The sequence below is a fragment of the Massilia sp. Masssp94 genome (genome assembly GCF_059491305.1).
The window spans coordinates 143,374-167,951 of the sequence record NZ_CP168501.1; the positions used below are offsets into that span (position 1 = coordinate 143,374).

At 67.6% G+C, this 24,578-nt stretch carries 20 protein-coding genes; 5 read left to right on the forward strand and 15 right to left on the reverse strand.

The annotated features are described in order from the left end of the window. Genes ACEN9G_RS00605 through ACEN9G_RS00655 form a run of 11 tightly spaced genes read right to left on the reverse strand, consistent with a single transcriptional unit; the run spans position 1 to position 11,111 of the window. The gene (locus ACEN9G_RS00605) at positions 1-645 is read right to left on the reverse strand and encodes a cytochrome c oxidase subunit 3 (RefSeq protein ID WP_413344588.1); all 645 of its coding nucleotides are present in this window, start codon (positions 643-645) and stop codon (positions 1-3) included. Beyond that, positions 642-2,225, reverse strand: coding sequence for a cytochrome c oxidase subunit I (ctaD, locus tag ACEN9G_RS00610; protein WP_413344589.1), 1,584 nt, complete (start codon positions 2,223-2,225; stop codon positions 642-644). The genes ACEN9G_RS00605 and ctaD overlap by 4 nt, the downstream gene beginning before the upstream one ends. Further along, positions 2,200-3,150, reverse strand: a complete 951-nt coding sequence (gene coxB / locus ACEN9G_RS00615) for a cytochrome c oxidase subunit II (RefSeq protein WP_413344591.1) — start codon at positions 3,148-3,150, stop codon at positions 2,200-2,202. Before coxB ends, ctaD begins: the two co-directional genes overlap by 26 nt. Then, the gene (locus tag ACEN9G_RS00620; protein ID WP_483127558.1) at positions 3,140-3,895 is read right to left on the reverse strand and encodes an SCO family protein; all 756 of its coding nucleotides are present in this window, start codon (positions 3,893-3,895) and stop codon (positions 3,140-3,142) included. Before ACEN9G_RS00620 ends, coxB begins: the two co-directional genes overlap by 11 nt. Next, positions 3,892-4,212, reverse strand: a complete 321-nt coding sequence (locus ACEN9G_RS00625; RefSeq protein WP_413346231.1) for a hypothetical protein — start codon at positions 4,210-4,212, stop codon at positions 3,892-3,894. Before ACEN9G_RS00625 ends, ACEN9G_RS00620 begins: the two co-directional genes overlap by 4 nt. Beyond that, a complete protein-coding gene (locus tag ACEN9G_RS00630; RefSeq protein ID WP_413671487.1) occupies positions 4,205-5,212 on the reverse strand; it encodes a hypothetical protein in 1,008 nt (335 codons plus the stop codon). Before ACEN9G_RS00630 ends, ACEN9G_RS00625 begins: the two co-directional genes overlap by 8 nt. Then, positions 5,209-5,817 (reverse strand): c-type cytochrome, encoded by a 609-nt coding sequence (locus tag ACEN9G_RS00635; RefSeq protein WP_483127559.1) that lies wholly within the window; start codon positions 5,815-5,817, stop codon positions 5,209-5,211. The genes ACEN9G_RS00630 and ACEN9G_RS00635 overlap by 4 nt, the downstream gene beginning before the upstream one ends. After that, entirely contained in the window at positions 5,814-6,350 is a 537-nt protein-coding gene (locus tag ACEN9G_RS00640) for a DUF3341 domain-containing protein (RefSeq protein ID WP_413344756.1), read from the reverse strand. Before ACEN9G_RS00640 ends, ACEN9G_RS00635 begins: the two co-directional genes overlap by 4 nt. After that, positions 6,347-7,711, reverse strand: a complete 1,365-nt coding sequence (gene nrfD / locus ACEN9G_RS00645) for an NrfD/PsrC family molybdoenzyme membrane anchor subunit (protein ID WP_413344755.1) — start codon at positions 7,709-7,711, stop codon at positions 6,347-6,349. The genes ACEN9G_RS00640 and nrfD overlap by 4 nt, the downstream gene beginning before the upstream one ends. After that, positions 7,708-10,464 carry a 4Fe-4S dicluster domain-containing protein gene (locus ACEN9G_RS00650; RefSeq protein WP_483127560.1) on the reverse strand — a complete coding sequence of 919 codons (2,757 nt, stop codon included), beginning with the start codon at positions 10,462-10,464 and terminating at the stop codon, positions 7,708-7,710. Before ACEN9G_RS00650 ends, nrfD begins: the two co-directional genes overlap by 4 nt. Continuing rightward, on the reverse strand, positions 10,461-11,111 hold the full coding sequence (locus ACEN9G_RS00655) for a cytochrome c3 family protein (RefSeq protein WP_413345322.1): 651 nt from the start codon (positions 11,109-11,111) through the stop codon (positions 10,461-10,463). The genes ACEN9G_RS00650 and ACEN9G_RS00655 overlap by 4 nt, the downstream gene beginning before the upstream one ends. 207 nt (positions 11,112-11,318) lie before the next feature. Here ACEN9G_RS00655 and ACEN9G_RS00660 point away from each other — a divergent pair, with 207 nt between their 5' ends. Both ACEN9G_RS00660 and ACEN9G_RS00665 read left to right on the forward strand, forming a co-directional pair. After that, a complete protein-coding gene (locus ACEN9G_RS00660) occupies positions 11,319-12,920 on the forward strand; it encodes a methyl-accepting chemotaxis protein (RefSeq protein ID WP_483127561.1) in 1,602 nt (533 codons plus the stop codon). A 323-nt stretch (positions 12,921-13,243) separates the two neighbouring features. Continuing rightward, the gene (locus ACEN9G_RS00665) at positions 13,244-14,911 is read left to right on the forward strand and encodes a sodium:solute symporter family transporter (protein ID WP_440963430.1); all 1,668 of its coding nucleotides are present in this window, start codon (positions 13,244-13,246) and stop codon (positions 14,909-14,911) included. Positions 14,912-15,030: 119 nt separating this feature from the next. Here the strand turns inward: ACEN9G_RS00665 and ACEN9G_RS00670 are convergent, their stop codons facing one another. Beyond that, positions 15,031-15,681 carry a TetR/AcrR family transcriptional regulator gene (locus tag ACEN9G_RS00670; protein ID WP_413344947.1) on the reverse strand — a complete coding sequence of 217 codons (651 nt, stop codon included), beginning with the start codon at positions 15,679-15,681 and terminating at the stop codon, positions 15,031-15,033. Between the two features lie 172 nt (positions 15,682-15,853). Here ACEN9G_RS00670 and ACEN9G_RS00675 point away from each other — a divergent pair, with 172 nt between their 5' ends. Beyond that, a complete protein-coding gene (locus ACEN9G_RS00675) occupies positions 15,854-16,747 on the forward strand; it encodes an NAD(P)/FAD-dependent oxidoreductase (protein WP_413344945.1) in 894 nt (297 codons plus the stop codon). A gap of 56 nt (positions 16,748-16,803) precedes the next feature. On the opposite strand, the gene ACEN9G_RS00680 is transcribed toward ACEN9G_RS00675, so the two are convergent. Continuing rightward, positions 16,804-17,703 carry an alpha/beta hydrolase gene (locus ACEN9G_RS00680; RefSeq protein WP_483127562.1) on the reverse strand — a complete coding sequence of 300 codons (900 nt, stop codon included), beginning with the start codon at positions 17,701-17,703 and terminating at the stop codon, positions 16,804-16,806. A gap of 102 nt (positions 17,704-17,805) precedes the next feature. Then, positions 17,806-20,139 carry a pyrroloquinoline quinone-dependent dehydrogenase gene (locus ACEN9G_RS00685; RefSeq protein ID WP_413343573.1) on the reverse strand — a complete coding sequence of 778 codons (2,334 nt, stop codon included), beginning with the start codon at positions 20,137-20,139 and terminating at the stop codon, positions 17,806-17,808. A 293-nt stretch (positions 20,140-20,432) separates the two neighbouring features. Here ACEN9G_RS00685 and ilvD point away from each other — a divergent pair, with 293 nt between their 5' ends. Continuing rightward, positions 20,433-22,295, forward strand: a complete 1,863-nt coding sequence (gene ilvD, locus ACEN9G_RS00690) for a dihydroxy-acid dehydratase (RefSeq protein WP_483127563.1) — start codon at positions 20,433-20,435, stop codon at positions 22,293-22,295. Positions 22,296-22,381: 86 nt separating this feature from the next. On the opposite strand, the gene ACEN9G_RS00695 is transcribed toward ilvD, so the two are convergent. Then, positions 22,382-23,134: a sulfite exporter TauE/SafE family protein gene (locus ACEN9G_RS00695; RefSeq protein WP_483127564.1), complete on the reverse strand. Its 753-nt coding sequence runs from the start codon at positions 23,132-23,134 to the stop codon at positions 22,382-22,384. A 331-nt stretch (positions 23,135-23,465) separates the two neighbouring features. On the opposite strand from ACEN9G_RS00695, the gene ACEN9G_RS00700 reads away from it, so the two are divergent. Continuing rightward, the gene (locus ACEN9G_RS00700) at positions 23,466-24,572 is read left to right on the forward strand and encodes a methyl-accepting chemotaxis protein (RefSeq protein ID WP_483127565.1); all 1,107 of its coding nucleotides are present in this window, start codon (positions 23,466-23,468) and stop codon (positions 24,570-24,572) included. The last annotated feature ends 6 nt before the right edge of the window (positions 24,573-24,578 follow it).

Here is a 24,578-nt window from a genome sequence, read left to right on the forward strand (position 1 = left end):
TCAGCCTCCCGAGCGCAGGGACAGGTACAGCAACGGGTACAGGAAGATCCACACCACGTCGACGAAGTGCCAGTACAGGCCGGCCAGTTCCACGGCTTCGGCGCGCGGACTGCGCATCAGCCACAGGCAGGCCGACACGCCGATGAACAGGTGCAGCGCGTGCAGGCCGGTCGCGGCGAAGTACAGCAGGAAGAACAGTTCCATGCCGTGGACGGTGCCCAGGTCCCTGCCGTCGGACGGGTGAAAGCCGGCGCCGGGGAACAGGTGCTCGTCGAATTCCTGGTGCCATTCGACGCCCTTGATGGCGAGGAAGACAATGCCCAGCGCCGCCGTCAGTGCCAGCAGGCGCGCGGCGCGGCGGCGATCCCGCATGTCGTTCCCTTTTTGCGCCGCGTGGCCGGCCAGCGCCATGCAGAAGCTGCTGGTCAGCAGGACGGCCGTGTTGACGGTCCCCAGCAGCATGTCCGTGTGGCGGCTGGCCATTCCGGTCGCTTCCGGGTGGTGCATGCGCAGATACAGGTAGCCGAACAGCAGCGGCCCGAAGAACAGCAGCTCGCTGGACAGGAACACCCACATGCCGAACGAGCGCGCGAAGTCCTGCTGCGCGTGGTCGCGGAATTGCGGTTCCAGGACCGGCGCGTTCATGGCCCCTCCGGCGTGTAGGCATACGGCTCGCGCACGACGACCGGCGGCGTCGCGAAATTGTGTTCGGGCGGCGGCGACGCCGTCTGCCATTCGAGTCCCGTGGCCAGCCATGGATTCGCCGGCGCCCGCGCGCCATGGCGCAGCGACCATGCGAGGTAACCGAGCGGCATCAGGTAGCCGATGGCCAGCGTGACGGCGCCCGCGGACGACAGCACGTGCAGCAGCTGGAATTCTTCCGGATAGCTGTGGTAGCGGCGCGGCATGCCCGCATAGCCCAGCAGGTATTGCGGGAAGAACGTCAGGTTGAAGCCGGCGAAGATCACGAGGGCCGCGATTCTCCCCCACGTTTCCGAATACATCCGCCCCGTGACCTTGGGCCACCAGAAGTGGATGCCGCCCAGGTAGGCCATCACGGAGCCGCCCACCATGATGTAGTGGAAGTGCGCGACGACGAAATAGGTGTCGGACAGGTGCACGTCCAGCGCGAGCGCCGCGAGGAACAGGCCGGTCAGCCCGCCGATCGTGAACAGGCCGACGAAACCCAGCGCGTACAGCATCGGCGCGGAAAAGCGGATGCTGCCCTTGTACAGCGTGGCCGTCCAGTTGAACACCTTGATCGCGGACGGGATCGCGACGAGGAACGACAGTAGCGAAAACACCATCCCCGCGTACATCGACTGGCCGCTGACGAACATGTGGTGGCCCCACACGAGGAAGCCGATGACGGCGATGGCGAGGATCGCGTACGCCATGAAGCGGTAGCCGAACACGGGCCGGCGCGCGAAGCACGGGATGATCTCGCTGGCGACGCCCATCGCCGGCAGCACCATGATGTACACGGCCGGGTGCGAATAGAACCAGAACAGGTGCTGGAACAGCAGCGGGTCGCCGCCCAGCGCCGGGTCGAAGATCCCGACCTGGAACAGCCGCTCGATCGCGACCAGCACCAGCGTCATCGCCAGCACGGGCGTGGCCAGCACGAGGATCAGCGACGTCGCGTAGTTCGCCCACACGAACAGCGGCAGGCGGAACCACCCGAGGCCCGGCGCGCGCAGCGTGTGCACGCTGACGATGAAGTTCAGCCCCGTCAGGATCGACGAGAACCCGAGCACCAGCACCCCGCACAGCGCCGCGACGACGTGCGAGTTCGAGAACATCGACGAGAACGGCGTGTAGAACGTCCACCCGGTGTCGACGCCGCCCGCCAGCAGCGCCCACAGGACGATCGCGCCGCCCGCCAGGTACAGGTACCAGCTCGCGAGATTCAGCCGCGGGAAGGCGAGGTCGCGCGCGCCGATCATCAGCGGCATCAGGAAATTCCCCAGCACCGCGGGGATCGACGGAATCAGGAACAGCCACACCATGATGATGCCGTGCGCCGTGAACAGCTTGTTGTACGTGTCGTCGCTGACGAGGTCACCCTGCGGCGTCGCCAGCTCCAGGCGGATCAATGCCGCCGCCACGCCGCCCAGGAAAAAGAACAGGGTGATGGAGATGGCGTACAGCACGGCGATGCGCTTGTGGTCGCGCGTCGTCAGCCAGTCGGCCAGCCTGTCACCGCCCGCGAGGTAGCTCGTCATGCGCGCTCTCCCTGATGTATTCGATGATGGCCAGGATGTCTTCCTCGCCGATCTGCCCCGCGAACGAGGGCATGATGGGCGCGTAGCCCGCGACGACGTCCTTCGTGGGCACGAGGATGGAATCGCGGACGTACGGCTCGTCCGCCGTCAGTTCGCGGCCGTCCGCGAGATGCACGCGCCGGCCCAGCAGGCCCGTGAGGTTGGGCGCGTGCACGTTCGATCCCGGGTCGTGGCAGCCGCTGCAGCCGTAGCGGCGATACAGTTCGTAGCCGCGCGCCGCCATGCCCGGCTGGTGCGGGCCCGCGTCCAGCCACTGCGCGAACGCCGCCGGCCGCATGACGACGATCCGGCCCAGCATCATCGCGTGCTCCGTGCCGCAGTATTCCGCGCAGTACAGCCGGTATTCGCCCGTGCGGCTGGGCGTGAACACGATGGACGTGTAGCGGCCCGGGACGACGTCCTGCTTCACCCGGAAGTCCGGCACGAAGAAGCTGTGGATCACGTCCTGCGACGTCATCACCATGCGGATCGGCCGGCCCAGCGGCAGGTGCAGCTCGCCCTTTTCCCTGCGGCCGTTGCGGTGCTCCGCCTCCCACATCCACTGCTTCGCGACGACGAACACGGGCATCGCATTGCTGGGGGCCTGGTACAGCTTCAGGTAGTCGATCGCGCCCCATGCGTAGATCCCGAGGAACAGCAGCAGCGGGATCACGGTCCATGCGATTTCGACGGGCAGCCCCTTCTTCGGCACGTGCGTGCGGTCCGCGCTGGAACCGGCCCGGTAGCGGATCGAGAAGCCGACCATCAGCACGAACAGCACCAGCGCGACGGCACCGCACAGCAACAGCAGGCACAGCGCGAGGCTGTCCAGGCGCGTGGCGGAGACGGCGGCGTCGGCCGGGAGCAGGTGGAATTCAGGACGCACGGCGCCCTCCCCGCCGCCACAGCCAGCCCAGGAACAGCAACGGCAACAGCAGCACGCCTGCGCGCACGAACGCCAGCGCACCCGCCGTGTGGCGGCCGGACGTGGGCGCGAAGTGCGCGCACAGCATCAGCACCTGCTCGCCGAACGAGGGCGCCGGTGTCCTGACCGCAGCGCGCAGCGCGGCCGGATCGAAGCGCACGCCGGAGAAGGCGCGCGCGATGCGGCCGTCGGCGTCCAGCACGACGAAGCCGGCCGCGTGGGCCAGCTCGCCAGTGTCCTTGTCCGCCACGGAGCGGTAGCCGAGGGCGTTCTCCAGCCGCGCCAGCGTTTGCGCGTCGCCAGTCAGCAGCGCGAGATCGCGCGCGCCGCCAGGCAGCAGCGCGGCATACGCACGCTTTCTCTCCGCGGCCGCGGCGGCGCCGTCGCGCGGATCGATGGAGAGGCCGACGAGGCGATAGTCCCCGGCCGCGAGCCCGGACAGCGCGAGCGCCTGCAGCACGCCTTCGAACACCGTGCTGCACAGGTTCGGGCACGTGTAATAGCCGGGCACCAGCACCACCGGACGGTCGAACAACGCGGCCAGCCGGACGGGTTGCCCGGCATCGTCGCGCAGCACGGCGTCGAGCGGCAGCCGGGTGCCGGGCACGGGATCGAAGCGCGCGGCCGGGGGCGGCGGCAGTTGCAGGGCCTGCGCGGCGGCCGGACCGCCGGCAAGCATCAGCAGGAAGGCGAGTGCGGCGATCATCTTGCCCCCTTCGCCGCCATCAGCCTCATGGCCTCGTCCAGCGGAATCCGGGCGATGCCGGCTTCGCGGTCGACCCAGCCATAGGCCTGCGTCGCGCGGCGCTTTTCCTCGAGGTAGGCGGCGCGGTCCGGCTGCGGGGCCGGCTGCAGCAGCGGGGCCTTGCCGGCGAATGCGTGAGGCGGCGTGTTCGCGGCCGGCGCCTGCTCGCCCAGCATCAGCGCGGCCGCGCCGAGCGCACAGGCGATGCCGGCCACGATGATGCAGGCACCGACGCGCAGGCCGCGCAGGTCGAGATCGCCGCCCGTGTAGTCAGGCATGGATACGCTCCTTCCTCGTCCTGTCCAGCGCGAGCCACGCCGCCAGTCCGAACCCGGCCGCGACGAGCGGCGCGAGCCACAGCCAGTGGCGCGTCAAATGCTCGACGGACGGCAGCACGAGCCACCAGCAGTCCAGCAGGTGAGCCGCCAGCAGCGCGGCGGCCAGCACGCCCATCAGCGCGGGCGCCGTCTTCGCGTGGCGCGACAGCAGGATGCACAGCGGCCCGGCGAAGTGGCCGACGACGAGCACCCACGCGACGGCCTGCCAGCCGGGCGCGCCGCGGCGCAGGTACCACGCGATTTCGTGCGGCAGGTCCGCGGCCCAGATGATCAGGAATTGCACGTACGCGAGGTAGGCCCACGTCAGCACGTACATCATGAGCAGGTTGCCGAGGTCGGGCAGGCGCTTGCGCGCCGCGCCGCGGTCGATCAGCAGCACGGCCAGCGCGAGCCCGGTCAGCATCTGGCCCGTGCCCGCCAGCCAGCCGAACACGCTGGAATACCACTCGGGCTGCAGCGACATGATCCAGTCCACGGCCGCGAGACTCACGGAGAAGCCGTAGGCGACCAGGCACAGGGCCGCGCGCAAAGGCGACCGCGTGCGGGCGCGCGTCTCGACGATGGCAAGTCCGCACCACAGCAGCAGATAGCCGATGCTGCGGATCGTGAAGAAGACGGGACTCAGCCATATCTGGCGGAATGCGCCGTCCTGCACGCCGTGCTGCCACGGATACAGCAGCGGTGCGCCCAGCAGCACGGGCAGGAACAGGATGCACGCGAGCGGCAGCCAGCGCGCCGCGCGCAGCAGCGGGCCGCGGATCGTTTCGCCCCACGCCCCGCCCGTCAGCTGGTGCAGCCACACGTTGGCGAGACCGCCCAGCAGCGCGCCCGTGATGAACCACCACGCGGCGAGATAGCTGGCCAGCAGCGCGCGCAGGTCGAGGCGCCAGCCGGCGACCGCGGCGACGAGCGCCAGTACGACGAGCGTGCGCGCCTTCATGGCTGCGCTCCCAGGTGCGCGCGCACGTCCGGCGGCAGGCTCGCCGCGTCCGCATGCTGGCTCAGTTGCAGCGCGCGGACGAAGGCGACGATGGCCCAGCGGTCGGCGGGCTCCACGCGGTCGCCGTACGGCGCCATCACGCCGTAGCCGTTCCTGATGACGTCGTAGATGTGGCGGTCGGGCGCATTGCGCAGGCGGTCCTGGTGATACGTCGGCGGCGCCGGGAAGCCGCGCCGCACGACGAGGCCATCGCCGTCGCCGGCCGGGCTGTGGCAAGGCATGCAATAGATCATGTAGCGGTCGTGGCCGCGCTTCAGCAGGGCCATGTCGACGGGATACGGGTTCGTCTGCGCGTCTTCCGCCTGCGCGTCGCGCCGCACGAGGTCCGTGCCCGCGCGGCCGCCCGAACTGTCGGCGAACGCGCCCCGCGCACGCGGTTCCGTGCCGGCGACGGGCGGCCGTACGGACGCGCCGTCCTCGAACAGCGCGCTCGGCGCGTACGTTTTATAGCGCGGCTGGTCGTACATGTCCTGCTTCGCGCCTTCGCAGCCGGCCAATGCGCACAACGACAGCGCAAACAGCAGAAGGAGCGGGATGCGCTTCATGCCGGCACCTCGCGCAGCAGCAGCGGGTGCAGTTCCTCCAGCAGGTCGCGCGCCGGGCCGGGCGCGAACACGGGATCGCGCGCGGGCAGGCACAGGAAGAAGCGGTTGCGGCTCGCCAGTTCGAATTCCTCGACCTCGAACAGCGGATGGTACAGCCGCGGCAACCCGTTCAGCACGAGCATCGCGAGCACGGCCGCCACGGCCGCGCCGAGGATCGTGATCTCGAACGTGGCCGGGATGAACGCGGGCCAGCTGTGCAGCGGCCGGCCGCCGATGTCGATCGGGTAGTCGACGACGGCCGCATACCATTGCAGGAAGTACGTTCCTGCCCCGCCGAGGATCCCGCCCAGCAGCGTGAGCGGCGCGATCCAGCCCTTGTCGGCGCCGACGATGTCGTCCAGCCCTTCGATCGCGAACGGCGAATAGGCCTCCACGCGCGTGTAGCCGTTCGCGCGCGCATGGCGCGCGGCCGCGCACAGGGCGTCCGCGCTGGGGAATTCGGCCAGCAGGCCGTACACGCCCGGTCCGCTCATGCCTCCCCCTTCGCCGATTCGCGTACGAGCTCGCGCATCTCCGCGATCGAGATCAGCGGCAGGAAGCGCACGAACAGCAGGAACAGCCAGACGAACAGCGCGATGGAACCGAACAGCGTGATCCAGTCCCAGCGCGTCGGATAGAACATGCCCCACGCGGACGGCAGGAAGTCGCGGTGCAGCGACGTGACGACGATGAGGAAGCGCTCCATCCACATGCCGCAGTTGATGACGAGGCTCAGCACGAACAGCAGCGCCGCGCTGTGACGTACGCGCCGGAACCAGAACAGCTGCGGCACCAGCACGTTACAGGCCAGCATGGCCAGATACACTGGACCGTACGGCCCTGTGAAACGGTTGACCGTCATGTAGCGCTCGTAGATGTCGCCGCTGTAGAACGACGTGAAGATCTCCGCGAGGTAGCCATAGCTCACGAGCCAGCACGTGGCCAGCAGCACCTTGGCCGCGTTGGCGAGGTGGCGGCCCGTGATGAAATCCTGCAGGCCGAACGCGGCGCGCAGCGGGATCGCGAGCGTCAGCACCATCGCGAAGCCGGAGAACAGCGCGCCGGCGACGAAGTATGGCGGGAAGATCGTCGAGTGGTAGCCGGGCGTGTTCCCGACGGCGAAGTCGAGCGACACGATCGTGTGCACCGACACGACGAGCGGCGTCGCCAGCCCCGCCAGCAGCAAATATGCCCATTCGTAGCGCGCCCAGTGGCGCGCCTCGCCGCGCCAGCCCAGCGCCAGCAGGCCGTACGCGATCTGGCTTTTCCTTTGGCCGCGCTGGCCGGCGCGGTCGCGCAGGGTGGCGAGGTCCGGGATCAGGCCCACGTACCAGAACAGCAGCGACACGGTCAGGTAGGTCGCGATGGCGAAGAAGTCCCAGACCAGGGGGCTGCGCCACTGCGGCCACACGTTCATCACGTTCGGGTAAGGCACGAGCCAGTAGAAGAACCACGGCCGGCCCAGGTGCAGGATCGGGAACAGGCCCGCGATGCCCGCCGCGAACAGCGTCATCGCCTCGGCGAAGCGGTTGATCGACGTCCGCCACTTCTGGCGCAGCAGCAGGAGCACGGCGGAGATGAAGGTACCGGCATGGCCGATCCCGATCCACCACACGAAGTTACCGATGGCGAAGCCCCACGCGACGGGAATGTCGACGCCCCAGATGCCGATGCCCTTCACGAGCAGCCAGGAAACGGCGGCCAGCAGCGCGCACACGCCCGCGGACGCGACGAGGAACGCCGTCCACCAGCGCCAGCCGAACTGGCCGGTAAGGACGATGCCCGCGATCTTGTCCGTGACGCTCGCATAGCCCCAGCCGGGGCGCAGCACGTCGGTGTTCTCCGGGGTACTCATTCCAGCTCCGGATCGGGGTTCAGCACGCGCCTGAGGTAACTCGTGCGCGGGCGCGTGTTGAGTTCTTCCAGCAGGTGGTAATCGAGCGGCGACGCCTTCGCCGCGGCGACGTCGCTGGCGGGGTCGTTCAAGTCGCCGAAGCGGATCGCGCGCGTGGGGCACACGGCCTGGCACGCGGTGACCATCTCGCCGTCGCGGATGCGCCGTCCCGCCTTCTCGGCCTCGATGCGGGCGCGGGTGATCCGCTGCAGGCAGTAGCTGCATTTCTCCATCACGCCGCGCCGGCGCACCGTCACTTCCGGGTTCTGCAGCGCCTTCAGGCTTTCCACTTTCTCGTTGGCGTACTGCAGGAAGTTGAAGCGCCGGACTTTGTACGGGCAGTTGTTGGAGCAGAAGCGCGTGCCGATGCAGCGGTTGTAGACCTGCACGTTGAGGCCTTCGCTGTCGTGCATCGTGGCGCCGACCGGGCACACTTCCTCGCACGGCGCGTGCTCGCAATGCATGCACGGCACGGGCTGGAACAGGGTGCGCGGGCCGGCCACGTAGCGGTCGACGCGGATCCAGTGCATGCTGCGGCCCCGCGCCACTTCCTCCTTGCCGACGACGGGGATGTTGTTCTCGGCCTGGCACGCGATCGTGCACGATGCGCAGCCGATGCACGCATTCAGGTCGATCGCCATGCCCCATTTGTAGTCCTTGTATTCGCGTTCGGGATACATCGACGCCTGCTCCGGCCGCTCGCGCGCCAGTTCGCGCACGTGAACGCGAACTTGAACCGGACTGCGGCCCTGCATGTCGACTTCCTTCTGGCGGACCACGAGATCGTGCGTGCGGCCCGTGCGCTCTACCGTCAGCGCGGGCAGGGAAACGCCGGTGCGCAGCCGGTACGCGTCGAAGCCGACGCCCTCCCCGACGCCGCCCGCCGCGCGCCGGCCATACCCCAGCGGCAGCGTGACGACGCCCTCGGCCTGCCCCGCCACGACGAGCACCGGCGCATCCACCGTCCGCCCGTCCACGCGCAGCCGCGCGACGGCGCCGTCGGCGAGGCCGAGGCGCTGCGCCGTGGCCGGGCCGATGAGCGCCGCGTTGTCCCACGTGAGCGACGTGAGGGGCCGCGGCAACTCCTGCAGCCACGCGTTGTTGGCGAAGGCGCCGCCATCCACGGCCGGGTCGGGCGCGAACAGGGCGACGAGCGGCGGCGCGGCCGGCACGGGCATGGGGCCGGGCGGACGCGCGGCGGGCACGGACACGGGCCGCGCGGCGCTCCCGGCGACGCTGCCCCGGCGCAGGCTGTCGCGCCACGCCGCGTCCGCGCCGCCCCACGTCGCGCGCACGAGCGCGTGGCCGTTTCTCGTCTCCGCGCCGGCCAGCAGCGCGAGGACCTCGTGCGCGGAACGGCCGCCGTACAGCGGCGCGATCAGCGGTTGCACGATGCTCGCCGTGCCGTCGTGCGCCCGCGCATCGCTCCACGCCTCGTAGCAGTGCGCCATCGGCAGGTGCCAGCCGGCCGCGCGCGCGGTCTCGTCGCGGTACAGGCCCAGGTGGGCGGAGAGCGGCACCCGCCGCAGCAGCGCGGCGAAATCGAGGTCCGCGGGCGCATCGTAGGCCGGATTCGCGTCCAGCATGAGCAAGGTGTCGACGCGGCCGGCGCGCAGGTCGCCGGCCAGCGCGGCGATCGACGCGCCGTGGTCCAGCGGGCTGCGCTCGACGGGCTCGATGAAGCCGAGCGGACCGTTCAGGCGCTGGGTCAGCGCATACGCCAGCGCGCGGCCGGCCGGGCTCACGTTCGGGCCGGCGACGACGAGTGCCGCGCCGCGCGCACCGTCCAGCGCCCGCACCACCGCCGCCTCCCACCGGTCCAGCGTCGCATCGGCGGCGCGGCCCGGGTCGGCGCCCACGCCCAGCCTGGACGCGATGCGCATCAGCGCGGCCTCGATCTCGTGCGGCGCCCGCGCGAGGCGCGCGTCGGCATACGCGCCGGTCAACGTGGGCGTCGCCTCCAGCACGTACAGGCGGTTCGCGTCCGGCGCCGCGCCCAGCCGGCGCGGCGCCGTGAACGCCCGCGCATGCGCCAGGCTGCCGGGCAGCGTGCCGAACAAATCGGCATCCAGCGCGAGCACGACCTGCGCCTCGTCCAGCCGGTACACCGGGTCGAGCGGCCGGCCGAACGCCAGCTGCGCCGCGTGCGCGGCACCGTCGTCGTGCAGCGGGTCCCACGCATGCCAGCGCAGGTTCGGCAGCCGCCGTTGCAGCGCCGCGATCTGCGCCGCCAGCGTGGGCGACGTGACGGTGCCCGTCAGGATGTGCAATCCCGCGCCGCCGTCCTGCTCGAAGCGGGGCCGGCGTGCCTGCAGCGCCGCCTCGAACGCGCCCCACGTCGCCATCTCCTCGCCGCGGAACACGGCCTGCGACCGGTCCGGGTCCCACAACTGCAGGATGGACGCCTGCGCGAACACGTCGGTGGCGCCCGCGCTCACCGGATGGTCCGGATTGCCCTCGACCTTCGTCGGCCGCCCCATGTTCGATTCCACGAGCACGCCGTGCGCGAGCCCGTTGCGCACGAACGCGGTCGCGTAAAACATGGGCAGGCCCGGCACGCCCTGCTCCGGCATCGTCGCGTACGGGACGATGGTTTCGGCCGGCGGCCCGCTGCACCCGGCGCTGGCCAGCGCGGCCGATGCGGCCATCAGCTTCAGGAAGCGGCGCCGTGCCGGTTCGTCCTGGGCGATCGGGAAAACAGGATGCGTCTTCATCGGTGGCAGGTGGAGCAATTGGTCAGCGCCTGGGCATCGCGCAAGTGGTACAGGCGGTTCAGCTGGCGGATCTCGTCCGCGCTGAGCGGCTTTTGCGGCGCCATCGACAGCACCTGGTTCAGCGGCCGCACGTGGTTGGGCGCGTCGCGGTGGCAGCGCAGGCACCATTGCATCTCCAGCGACGCCGTGCGCCACGTGATGGGCATCTGGTCCACGCGCCCGTGGCACTCGATGCAGGCGACGCCCTTGGCCACGTGGATGTCGTGTTCGAAATAGACGAAGTCCGGCAGGTCGTGCACGCGCACCCAGTGGAGCGGCTTGCCCGTGCGTGCGCTTTCGTGCAGTGGCGCAAGCAGCGGCGAATCCACGAACAGCTGCGAATGGCAGCTGAGGCAGACCGACGTCGACGGCATCCCGGCCGTGGCCGAGTTCTCCACGGACGTGTGGCAGTAGCGGCAATCGATGGCGTCGTCGGCCACGTGGTGCTTGTGGCTGAACGGAATCGGCTGGGCGACGGGGGCGAAGGTCACGTTACGCGGCGACATGGTCCAGCGGGCCAGCGCGATCCACGTTGCGACCCCGACCAGCAGACCCAGCAGGATCAGCTTGACGAGCAGGACTGCGGAACGGGAGAACGGTGGCGCCATCGTGCATGAGAACGGTAGTGGATCCGGAACACACGAACGCAGTATAGGCTGTCGATCATGCAACACCGCACACGTTACCGCTGGGCAGCAAACATTTGTAGCAAACTAATTAGATTGTGGAATATACGTATAACCAGATTGCATGACAACAACATTGAATGTCGGTTATCATCGTTGACTTACGGAAATACTTCTAATTATCAGACGATGAACTGGTTCAACCGCTTACGCCTCGCGAGCAAGCTGGGCATTACGTTCGCCGCCGTCCTCGCACTCACCGTGCTGGTCGGCGCCATCTCGATTCATCAACTGGCGAAGGTCAACGACACCTCGCTGCGCCTGTCCGGGCACTGGATGCCGGGCATCCGCGTCATCGAAGACATCAAGTCGCAAGTCGCCCGCATCCGCACGCGCGAGCTGCAATACATTATCTCGAGCGATTCGGCCGAGATGGACAAATACGACAAGGTGATCGCGCAAGACCTCGAAGACTTGCGGCGCATGCAGGACGACTACGTCAAGCTGCTCGAATCGCCGGAAGAACAGCAGAGCTACGCGGAATTCCTCGGCCTGTGGCAGCGCTACATGGCGGAAGACGCCAAGGTCCGCGCCGCCGCGCGCCAGAACGACGGCGCCCTGGCCAAGTCGCTGATCCGCGGCGAATCGAACAAGCTGATCGTCGCCATCCGCGCCAACGTCGACAAGGCCGTCGACAACTACACGGCAGGCGGCCGCGCCGCCGCGCTCGATGGTTCGCGCCGCTACGCGGCATCGCGCGTGCTGATCGTGTCGCTCGTCTGCGGCTGCGTGCTGCTGGGCGCCGCCGGCGCCACGCTGCTCACGCGCTGGCTGATGCGCCGCCTGGGCGGCGAGCCGGACTACGCGACCGACATCGTCAAGCACATCGCGGCCGGCGACCTGTCGATGGACGTGCAGACCCGCCCCGGCGACCAATCCAGCCTGCTCGCCGCGATGAAGGCGATGCAGGGCAACCTGGCCCACATCGTCGGCAACGTGCGCGCCGCCACCGGCACGATCTCCAGCGCCTCCACGCAGATCGCGGCCGGTAACCTGGACCTGTCCTCGCGCACCGAGCAGCAGGCCAGCGCCCTGCAGCAGACGGCCGCCTCGATGGAAGAACTGACCGCGACCGTGCGCAACAACGCGGAACACGCGAACCAGGCCAACGCCCTCGCCGACACGGCCGCCGGCGTCGCCCAGCAGGGTAGCACGGCCGTCGCGCGCGTCGTCGACACGATGGGATCGATCCACGCGTCGTCGCAGAAGATCGTCGACATCATCGCCGTCATCGACGGCATCGCCTTCCAGACCAATATCCTCGCGCTGAACGCGGCCGTGGAAGCGGCGCGCGCCGGCGAACAGGGCCGCGGCTTCGCCGTCGTGGCGGGCGAAGTGCGCACGCTGGCCCAGCGTTCGGCCGCCGCCGCCAAGGAAATCAAGGAGCTGATCGGCGCCTCCGTCCAGCAGGTCGAAGCGGGCGCGGGTCTCGTCTCCGAAGCCGGCGCCACGATGCGCGAAGTGCTGCAGACCGTGCAGCAGATGCACGAGCTGATGGTCGAGATCAGCCACGCCGGCCGCGAACAGCGTGCGGGCATCGAGCAGGTGAACAAGGCCGTCTCGCAGATGGACACCGTCACCCAGCAGAACGCCGGCCTCGTCGAGGAAGCCGCGACGGCGGCCCAGAGCCTGCACGAACAGGCCGAGGCGCTCGACCATCTCGTCAGCGTGTTCAAGCTGGAAGAGGCCGCGCGCCGTTCGTCCGGCAGCCGGGCGCTCGTCGTCGGCTGACATTCATGCTCTGTCTGTTCACACCGCGAAACCATCGTAGGGCGGGCATTTGAGGCCGGGGGCCTCAAATGAAACGAGCCCACGCGTTACGCCAACACATGGCGAACGTCACGCGTTACGCCATCGCATCGCGATGTTTGCGCAAACAAATTGTGTTATAAAAGTGTGTAAAAAGGACTTTTCGGAATAGCATTTCTTGAGCGTTTCCGATAATCTCTTGTAGATTGGAAGCTCGGAGCCGGCGTCGCCGGTTCCGGCGGACGATATAACAACCAGCGGATGGTGCCTCGTTCGAGCACTGTCCGTCATTCGAGACAACGCTCATGAACCTGATCTCCCGCCTGGACACCATTGTCTTCCTGTTCTACTTCGTCGTCGTCGCAGGCTACGGCCTGTGGGTCTACCGCCGCAAGAAGAGCGCCAACACCTCCGCCTCGCACGACTACTTCCTGGCCGAAGGCTCGCTCACGTGGTGGGCCATCGGCGCGTCGCTGATCGCCTCGAACATCTCCGCCGAGCAGTTCATCGGCATGAGTGGTTCGGGCTTCCGCATCGGCATGGCCATCGCCGTGTACGAACTGATGGCCGCCGCCACGCTCGTCATCGTCGCCGTGTTCTTCATGCCGGTCTACCTGAAGAACCACATCTACACGATGCCCCAGTTCCTCGAACAACGCTACGGCAAGGCCGTCGCCACGACCATGGCGCTGTTCTGGCTCGGCCTGTACGTCGTCGTCAACCTGACCTCGATCCTGTACCTGGGCGCGCTGGCCATCGGCAGCGTCACCGGCATCGGCGTGCTGCCCTGCATGCTGTTCCTCGCCGTCTTCGCCGCCATCATCACGCTGGGCGGCATGAAGGTCATCGGCTACACGGACGTCATCCAGGTGACCTGCCTCGTCATCGGCGGCCTCGTGACCACGTGGCTGGCCCTGGACCTCGTCGCCAAACTGGGCAACGGCCACGGCGCCCTGCAAGGCTTTTCGACCTTGTACAACTCGACCCGCGACCACTTCGAGATGGTGCTGGGCCGCGACAACCCGAACTACATGGACCTGCCGGGCCTGTCCACGCTGATCGGCGGCATGTGGATCGTGAACCTGAACTACTGGGGCTGCAACCAGTACATCACGCAGCGCGCCCTCGGCGCCGACCTGCCGACCGCCCGCAAAGGCCTGCTGTTCGCCGCGTTCCTGAAACTGCTGATGCCGGTCATCGTCGTCATGCCGGGTATCGCCGCGTTCGCGCTGGACCGTTCCGGCGCGCTGGGCGACGCGATGCGCGTCGGCGGCGAACTGAATCCGGACCGCGCCTACCCCACCCTGCTGGCACTGCTGCCGTCGGGCCTGAAAGGCATCGCGTTCGCGGCACTGACCGCCGCCGTCGTCGCGTCGCTGGCCGGCAAGGCCAACTCGATCGCCACGATCTTCACGCTCGACATCTACCAGAAGCGCCTGCATCCGAACGTCACCGAGCAGAAGATGGTGTGGATCGGCCGCATGACCGTCGTCGTGTCGATGCTGCTGGCCGTGCTGATCGCCCCGCTGATGGGCATCGACAAGAAAGGCGGCTTCCAGTACATCCAGGAATACACGGGCTTCGTCTCGCCGGGCATCCTGGCCATGTTCCTGCTGGGCTTCTTCTGGAAAAAGACCACGTCCAGCGCCGCGATGTTCGCGACCGTGGGCGGCCTCGTGTTCTCGATCATCCTGAAGTTCCTGCCGGGGATGATGGACCTGTCCTTCCTCGCCCCGATCGGCTTCGCCCACGACAACGGCTCGGGCGTGTATGAGATCCCGTTCCTGGACCGCATGTTCATCGTGTTCTGGCTGGTGGTCGCGGGCATGGTCCTGCTCAGCACCGTGTTCGCCCGCGGCAAGGTGAAGGGGCTGATCGTCGACACCAAGCTGTTCAAGGTCGACGGCGCGTTCGCCCTCGGCTCGGCCGTCATCTGCGTCGTGCTGGCCACGATCTACGGCATGTGGTGGTAGAACTCTCGGAGCAATAGAAGGCAGCCTGCGGGCTAGCAAAGGACAGCCCCCCAGGCTGTCCTTTTTTATTTCAGGATGACTCCAGCACCGAACTTCGCTGGACTACGCTGCAGCTTCGGTCATCCGCCCGCGTGGTCGTTGCCACCGTGCGCGGCGATGAACATCGTGACGGCCGAACGGCAGTAGGATTCGATTTCGCTGTCGTCCGCTGCTCTCGCCTGATCGAAGCGTACGATCATCAGGAGATCGGATCCTTTGAAAAGCGCGGCAAACAGGCGGGCGGACCCGCGAGGATCGGGCACGTTCAGAAGCGCCTTCGCGTGCAACTGACGCAACAGGGCCTCGATTTGGGCAATGACATGGGCGGGGCCGGCTTCGTAATGGAGCTTGCTTAACGAGCTTTGATTCGTCTTGTCGGCCATGACCATGGCTTCGACACTGCGGACGTCTGGTCTCAACAGCGTGCGGAGCAGGGATGATCCCACCGCCATCAGTCGATCTTCGGCCGAACCGTCGGCGCCTTCAAGAATGGCCTGTGGTGCAAACAACTGATGGCAGCCGGCCGTGATGGCCGCGCTGAACAGCGCCTCCTTGTTGTCGAAATGCCGATAGATGCTCAGCTTGGATATCTTCGCCCGCTGGGCGACCTTGTCCATTGTCGTCGCTTGAAACCCCAGCTCCACAAAGAGTTCGTTTGCGGCGCTGACTATCGTTTGGCCGAGTGCTTCGTTGGCGGGACGGCCGCGGCGCCCGTGCTTTTTTTCGTTCACGTCGTTTCCAGTACTTGACAGTATCTTAATTCACGATCTAAGATACTGCATGGTATCGGAAATTTGCGAACCACTGTGATCGAAATTGGCCGCGCTTCCCACCACCGGTCTCGCCCAAGCGCATTCCACCGCAAAGTCAGCCTCAACCATCGACAACACGGAGCCCACCACCATGAATGACGTCATCATCATCGGCGGCAGCTTTGCCGGCCTCGCCGCCGCGCTGCAGCTTGGTCGTGCCCGCCGCACGGTCACGGTTCTTGATACCGGCCTGCCCCGCAATCGTTTCGCCGGCCATTCGCATGGGCTGCTCGGCCACGACCACAAGCCGCCGCAGGATATCCTGGCGGAGGCGCGGCAACAGCTGGCGCGCTATCCCATGATCAAACTGGTCAATGCCCGCGCCGAGAGCGTCTCTGGCACCATGGACGATTTCTCCGTCCTCACCGGCGATGGCGAAAGCCTCAAGGCGCGCCGTCTGATCCTGAGCTACGGCGTCGCCGATCAAATGCCTGGTATTCCGGGCTTCGCCGAAGGCTGGGGTACCTCCATCGTGCCTTGCCCCTATTGCGACGGCTTTGAAGTCGCCGGCCGGCATTGGGGCCTCGTCTGGTCCGGCCCCCCGTCGCATAACTATGCCAGGCTGTATCACGACTGGACCGACACCCTGACGGTCTTCGCCGATGGCCATGACATTCCACCGGAGATCCGGGCAGATCTGGCACGCCGCGGCATCCCGGCCGTCGATGGCCGCATCACCGAGATCGACCGTCACGAGAGCAATAACACCATCGTCAAAGTCGATGCCGGCCCCCAGGTCGCGGTCGACATCCTGTTCGCGCACCCGCGCAACAAGCCATCCGCACGCCTGCACGAATCGCTGGGCCTTGCCACGGTCGATACGCCCCAGGGCATCGCCCTCAAAGTCGACGAGCGCCGCGAAACCAGCATGCGGGGCATCTACGCCGCAGGCGACCTCGCCAATCCCCAAATGCCCTCGGTTACCACGGCCTCATGGCAAGGCGCGATGGCGGGCATCTTTGCCCAGCAGTCGATGCTGGTTTGAGGACACCGATTCCCTCCCTGCCCAAGCCAGGATCTCCGCTGAACAGCGGACATTTTTTATCGCCGCCGCAAGGCCGCGCCGATGAACGCGACGACCTCCGCCCGGCACCGCCACGCCTCGCGCAGCGCGTTCATGTAATAAAAGCTGTGCGGCACGTCGTGCCAGATGGTGAGCGTCACGCGGTTGCCGGCCCGGCGCGCGCGTTCGACCGCGCGCGTGCTGTCGTCGAGAATGATCTCGGTGTCCGACACGTGGAAGTGGAGCGGCGCGAGTCCCGCCCAGTCGCCGAACAGCGGCGACACGTCCGGGTGGTCCGGCGCGACGCCTCCCAGGTACGTCATCCTCACCCATGGCCAGATGTTCGGTGACTGCATGCTGTCGCGCGCGGCGTTGGCGGCTGCGGACGGACTGCCGGCCGTCAGGTCGATCGGCGCCGACAGCAGGATACAGCCCGCCGGCTGGGGCCAGCCGTTGTTCCGCGCCCGCATCAGCAGCACGAGCGCCAGGTTCGCACCGGCGGAATGCCCGATCACGACGATCTTGTGCGCCGGGATGCCGGCGGCAAGCAGGCCGGCGTAGACGGCGCAGCAGTCGTCCAGGCCCGCCGGGAATGGAAACTCGGGCGCGAGCCGGTACGGCACCTGCACGACGGGACATCCGGTACGGCGCGCCAGGCCGGCACAGTAACGGCGATCGGCCGCCGCCGCACGCACCGCGAAACCGCCGCCGTGGAGATACAGGATGACGCCGTCGCGCGCCGCCTCGCGCCGCCCGATCCATTCGACGGCCACGCCGCCGGCGTCGGCGACATCGACGCGCACGGGCCGCCTGCCGAGCGTCCCCAGACGGTCGATACGGTGATACGCCGCGCGCATGCGTGCGACGGACGGGATGTCGTCCCAGAGGGGCTTCAGGGTGCGTCGCAGCCCCGCATTCACGATGGTTCGGATCAGCATGCCTTATGTTACATCTTCATGCCCACGCTTGGCCTGCTTACGCACGCCATTGCGCTCGACCATCTTTGCCCATCCTTCTCCGCGCGGCCCGGCCGATACAGGTCACCGTGGCAGCGCGTACACCGCCAGCTGGTCGCCCACCTGGTCCTTGATGATCGGATTGCCGCCGGCCACGAAGGCGACGTACTGACGGCCCTTGTATTCGTACACCGCCGGATTCGCGACCACCGGGGCCTGGACCAGGTCGGACCATAACTCTTTACCCGTCGCAAGCGAATAGGCCCGCACTTTCGCATCCATCGAGGCGCCGATGAAGATCAGGCCACCTGCGGTCACCGCCGGCCCGCCGATGGTCGGCGAGCCCAGGCTCTCCGGCATGTAGAAGCCGTACTGCTGGGATGCGCCGACGGGGCGACGCCAGTTGATCGCGCCGGTCTTCATGTTGATCGAGACCAGTTCGCCGAAGGGCGGTTCCCAGCATGGCATGCCGAGCCAGTTGAGCGCGTTTTCCAGCATGATGCCGAATGGCGCCCCCTTCTGCGGATAGAAGCCCTGCTCCGCGCCGGAGCCCCTGGCCACGCTGTCGTACACGTTGCGTGGCAACAGCTTGAGTTGCTGCACGAGATGCGACGTGTTGACGATCGCCGTCTCGCTGCGCGGGTCAAAAGCGACACCCCCCCACTGGACGGCGCCGGCGCTGAACGGATAGCCCAGCGTGCCGGCATCCCCGACGGTCGGCGGCGTGTACATGCCATCGTAATGCATTGCATCGAACAGGCGCGAACACTGGCCGAAGCCGACCATGTCGGCAATCCACCACACCTTCGGCTTGCGGGACTGGTCCAGCAGCGGCGCAGGCCGGGTAGGAACCGGCTGGGTCCGCGCGTAAACCTCGCCGGGCACATTGCCGGTGGGGACCGGCCGCTCCTCGATCGGCCAGACATCCTCGCCGGTCCTGCGGTTCACGACGAACAGGTAGCCCATCTTGGTGGCCTGCATCAGCGCCGGAATCGTCTTGCCATCGACCGTGATGTCCATCAGCGTCGGTGCCGAATTGATGTCGTAGTCCCAGAGGTCATGGTGCACCCACTGACGCGACCACACCACCTTGCCGGTGTCGATGTCGACAGCGGTGGTGGAGGTCGCCAGCGGGACAGGTTCGGCGCGATTGCCGCCCCAGTAATTGGGCGAAGGCGACGACACCGGCAAGTACACCAGCCCAAGTTCCTCGTCGACCGACATCGCGGTCCACACGTTGGCAGTGCCGCTCTGCCTGACGATATCGTCGGGCAGGACGTTCAGGACCCATTCCAGCTTGCCGGTGCGCGCATTCACCGAGAAGACCCTGCCCGGCGGCGCCTCGGCCAGCGCCCAGTCCTTGCCGGCCCAGCCCATGATGAGGTGGTCGCCCGCCACGGTGGGCGGCTGGAGCACCGACAGCGGCCAGGCATCATTGATGTTGTTCCACTTATTGACGTTGAGTACGCCGTGGTCGGCAAAGCCGGGGCACGGCTTGCCCGTGTCGGCATCGACGGCGAAGAGTCGCGCATCCATGGTGCCGATGTAGACGGTCTTCTGGCAGGCCTGCCCCGCGACCGGATGCCGGGCCTCCCAGTAGGCGACGCCGCGGGTCTTCAACGCGGGCTGCGTGAGCGCCTTCAGGGTCGAATGGGTGTCGAACCGCCAACGCTCCTTCCCGGTTGCCGGATCGAGCGCGATGATCCGGTAGAACGGTGTGCCGATGTACAGGGTCTCGTTGGCATAGATGGGCGTGGCCGACCAGACGGTCGGCGGCTTGCCGCCGCTGCCGTCGGAGACATCCCCGGTATGGTACTGCCATGCCAGCTTCAGCTTGCCGACGTTCGAGGTATCGATCTGCGACAGCGGTGAGTATTTTTGCGCGCTTAATTGCCCGTGGAAGCTGTTCCAGACAGGCTTTGGCGGTGCCAATGGTTGTTGCGCCGGCGCGTCTTGAACATTCCCGGCTGCCGCCGCCCCCTGCGCCGTCGCAGCCGGCAGCCGGCCGATGGCTGCGAGGCCAAGGCTGATGCACAGAGCAGGCACGAGCAACAGCGAGGCGACGGTTGTCGCCGGGTGCCTGTCCGGGCCACTCATCGAATCGACCGCCAGCGCCAGCAGTGCGACGGCCATGGCGGCAACCAGCAAGAACTCATGCAGCAGCCAGGCCGCCGCCAGGGTGCCGAGCGCCATCAGAAGGGCGAGGACCCGCACGAGCCGGGAGCGGCCGGTGCGCCTGCGCGCCAGGACAAAGCCGAGCAACGCCAGCAACAGGGTGGACACGACGACGGCGAGGGCGCCGATCGTTCCGGTCACGCCGGTCATCGGCGCGAAATAATTGAACAGTGCGACGCCGAGCCCGGCCAGCGCCGCGATCGTCAGCGTCGCCCTCGCTACACCATGAAATCTCCGTGTCATGCCCGTACGCGCCTCCAAGAGAATCGGCTCGGTTCATTATCCGTGGCCGGGAAGACGCGAACACGTCACCCATGCCACGCGTGGTCCATCCAGACAAGGTGTAAATTGCCGCTCGTGAATTCAGTTGAAGAAATTATAGAACTCGCTTTCACGGCGGGCCGCCCGATACGGAACCCTGCGGGTGGCCCGGGTGATTGATATGAAACGCGAATCACAGCCTACCGAATCATATATTGGACAACTTGCCGTACCCACGGCACTCTTGGGGTTTTACGATTTCCCGAGGAGACACCATGCCGACTTACCGTTCCCACACCACGACCCAGGGCCGCAACATGGCGGGCGCCCGCGCCCTGTGGCGCGCGACCGGCATGAAGGACGGCGACTTCGACAAGCCGATCATCGCCGTCGTCAACTCGTTCACCCAGTTCGTGCCGGGCCACGTGCACCTGAAGGACCTGGGCCAGCTGGTGGCGCGCGAGATCGAGGCGGCGGGCGGCGTCGCCAAGGAATTCAACACCATCGCCGTCGACGACGGCATCGCGATGGGCCACGGCGGCATGCTGTACTCGCTGCCGTCGCGCGACCTGATCGCCGACTCCGTCGAGTACATGGTCAACGCCCACTGCGCCGACGCGATGGTCTGTATCTCGAACTGCGACAAGATCACCCCGGGCATGCTGATGGCCGCCATGCGCATCAACATCCCGACCGTGTTCGTGTCGGGCGGCCCGATGGAAGCGGGCAAGGTGATCAAGGTCGTCAACAACGACAAGAAGATCATCAAGCTGGACCTCGTCGACGCGATGATCCAGGCGGGCGACTCCAAGATCTCCGACGCCGACGTGGCCGAAGTCGAGCGCTCGGCCTGCCCCACCTGCGGTTCCTGCTCGGGCATGTTCACGGCGAACTCGATGAACTGCCTGACCGAGGCGCTGGGCCTGTCGCTGCCGGGCAACGGCACCATAGTCGCCACCCACGCCGACCGCAAGGAACTGTTCCTGCGCGCCGGCCGCCTGATCGTCGACCTGGCCAAGCGCCACTACGAGGGCGACGACTACACGATCCTCCCGCGCAGCATCGCGACCAAGACCGCGTTCGAGAACGCGATGGCGCTGGACGTGTCGATGGGCGGCTCCACCAACACGGTGCTGCACCTGCTGGCCGCCGCGCACGAGGCGGGCGTGGAATTCACGATGGCCGACATCGACCGCATCTCGCGCAACGTGCCTTGCCTGTGCAAGGTCGCGCCGATGACGAACAAGTACCACATCGAAGACGTGCACCGCGCCGGCGGCATCGTCGCCATCCTCGGCGAACTGGCGCGCGCGGGCCTGCTCGACACGTCGCTGCCGACCGTGCACTCCCCGACGCTGGGCGACGCGATCGAGAAATACGACATCAAGCGCAGCGACGACCAGGCCGTGCATCGACTGTTCCGCGCGGCGCCGGGCGGCGTGCCGACGCAGGTCGCGTTCTCGCAGGCCGAGCGCTTCGACAGCGCCGACCTCGATCGCGCCGAAGGCTGCATCCGCGACCGCGCCCACGCCTACTCGCAGGACGGCGGCCTCGCGGTCCTGTACGGGAACATCGCGGAAAAGGGCTGCATCGTGAAGACGGCCGGCGTCGACGAAAGCATCCTGAAGTTCTCGGGCAAGGCGCGCGTGTTCGAAAGCCAGGACGCGGCCGTGGAAAACATCCTGGGCGATACCGTGCACGCGGGCGACGTCGTCATCATCCGCTACGAAGGCCCGAAAGGCGGCCCGGGCATGCAGGAGATGCTGTACCCGACGTCCTACATCAAGTCGAAGGGTCTCGGCAAGGCATGCGCGCTGTTCACCGACGGCCGCTTCTCGGGCGGTTCGTCGGGCCTCGTGATCGGCCACGCGTCGCCGGAAGCGGCGGAAGGCGGCGCGATCGGCCTCGTCGAGGAAGGCGACATGATCGACATCGACATCCCGAACCGCACCATCAACCTGCGCGTGACGACCGAGGAAATGGCGCACCGCCGCGCGGCGATGGAAGCGCGCGGCGACGCCGCGTGGCAGCCGGTCAACCGCGAGCGCGCAGTCTCGCAGGCACTGCGTGCCTACGCGGCGCTGACCACGTCGGCCGACCGCGGCGCCGTGCGCGACCTGTCGCAACTGAAGCGCTGACCGGCAGCCTGACGAACTTGGCGGCGATGCTGGCCGCGATGGCCAGCACGCCTATGGTTGCGAGCAATGCCTGCAGCATGGTGTCCTCACACAAAGTAGGTTTTGACGAAGAAGGCAACCGTGATCGCGGTCGTCGCGCACAGCGTGACGGCGCGGATCACCCCCGGCGGCGCCCGCCGTCCGATGTGCGCGCCGCCGTACCCCCCGAGTGTCGCGCCGGCCAGCAGCGCCAGCGTCTCCGGCCAGCGCACCGCGCCGGCCGCGATGAACGCGAGTACCGCCACCGTGTTCGCCGCGCTGACCAGCAACGTGCGCGGCGCATTCAACAGTTTCAGGTCGCGGTTGTCGAGCAGTCCCCACATCGCGATCATCATGATCCCCACCGCCCCGCCGAAATAACCGCCGTAGACGCCCAGCGCGAACTGCACGGCCAGCACCGCGCGTGCGTGGATGCGCCAGCGCGCGCGCAGGGCTTCGCCGATGCGCCGCCCGAACGCGAGCGCGATGGACGCCACCAGCAGCAGCCAGGGCAGCACGGCCGTGAACGCGCCGGATGACGTCCGCAGCAACAGCACGGCGCCGACGAGGCCGCCGCACAGGGTCGCGGCCAGCAGCGCGCGCAGCGGCACGGCGCCGACCGGCCCCAGGCCGTCGCGATAGGCCCACGCGCTGGCCAATCCACCCGGAAACAGCGCGACCGTGCTCGACGTATTCGCCTGCACCGGAGGCACACCCGCCGCGATCAGCGCCGGCAGGCTGACGAACGAACCACCGCCCGCCAGCGCATTCATCGCACCGGCCACCACGCCTGCCCCGAACGTAAGAAACATTGTATCCATGTCACGATGGTAGTCGGCGCGGTGCGCTCCCGCAATCCGGCAATTCCGGCGTCACACTTCGGCTGGGGCGAAGGCACAGTCACGCCCGCCATGCCTGCTTGTCAGCATTCCCCTCTGCATTGGCAATGCGTCAAAATCGCGTAGCGAATCGAAAACTCCTTTCGCAACAATGTGTTAGCGATCACTCAAGCAAGTGTTGTTTTCCCCTCGCATCCGCCATATTCCCCGGCAAAAAGCTTGCGGTACGGCAACTTCATCTGACATGATCAGCACCGATGCGGCCGCAGATACCGCAAACACGAAACCTACCCGAACATCGACGGAGCGCCGCGTGCCCCGACTACGCCCCCTGCAAACCTATTCCCCGCTGCTCGTGGCCGTGGCCGCGTCGGGCGTCATCGTCCCGCTGGCCGGCTGGCAGTGGCATGGCTGGCTGTGCGCCGCCCTCCTCCTGGCCGGCGGCGCGTTCGCCGCCCTGCGCGCGCCCCTGCCGCAGGCCGGGCAATCCCCCGGCGCCGACTTCGCCGAACGCCGCGCGTTCAGCGCCGACGTGGCCGGCGTCTGGACGTCGCACATCGATGCGTCGCGCGACCAGATGGAGACGGCCGTCGTCGCCCTCGTCGAGCGCTTCTCCGGCATCGTCACCCGTCTCGGCCAGGCACTGGACGCGTCGGGCACGGCGCGCAACGGCGACAACATCGTCGACGCGTTCGCGGCCAGCGAAAAGGAATTGCGCTCGCTGCTGGACATGCTGGCCGGCGCGGCCGCCAGCAAGCAGCAGATGCTGCAGAAGATCGAAGGCCTGGAAGAAATCACGGCCACCTTGCAGAAGATGGCGGCGGACGTCGCCAGCATCGCGTGGCAGACCAACCTGCTGGCGCTCAACGCGGCCATCGAGGCGGCGCGCGCGGGCGAGGCGGGACGCGGTTTCGCGGTCGTCGCGAGCGAGGTGCGCATGCTGTCGAACCGCTCGGCCGACGCGGGCAAGCACATCGCCGAACAGGTCGGCCGCATCAGCGCCGCGATCGACGTCACGTGCCGCGCGGCCGAGGACTCCATGCGGGCGGAGACGCGCGCCGTGCAGGCGTCCGAACAGATGATCGGCAACGTGCTCGGCTCCCTGCGCAGCGTCACCGACGCCCTCGTGGCCTCGTCCGGCCTGCTCCAGCGCGAGAGCGCCGGCATCCAGGCGGAAGTCGGCGACGCGCTCGTGCAGCTGCAGTTCCAGGACCGCGTCAGCCAGATCCTGTCGCACGTCCGCGACAACATCGCCCGCCTGCCCTCGTGGCTGGACGAGCAACAGCAAGGTGGCGGCCTCGATGCCCGCAGCCTGCTGGCCGAACTCGAAAGCACCTACGCGATGGCCGAGGAACGCACGCTCCACAAGAGCACCGCGAAGCCCGCGCCGCAGCTGGCCGAAGACATCACGTTTTTCTAGACTAGG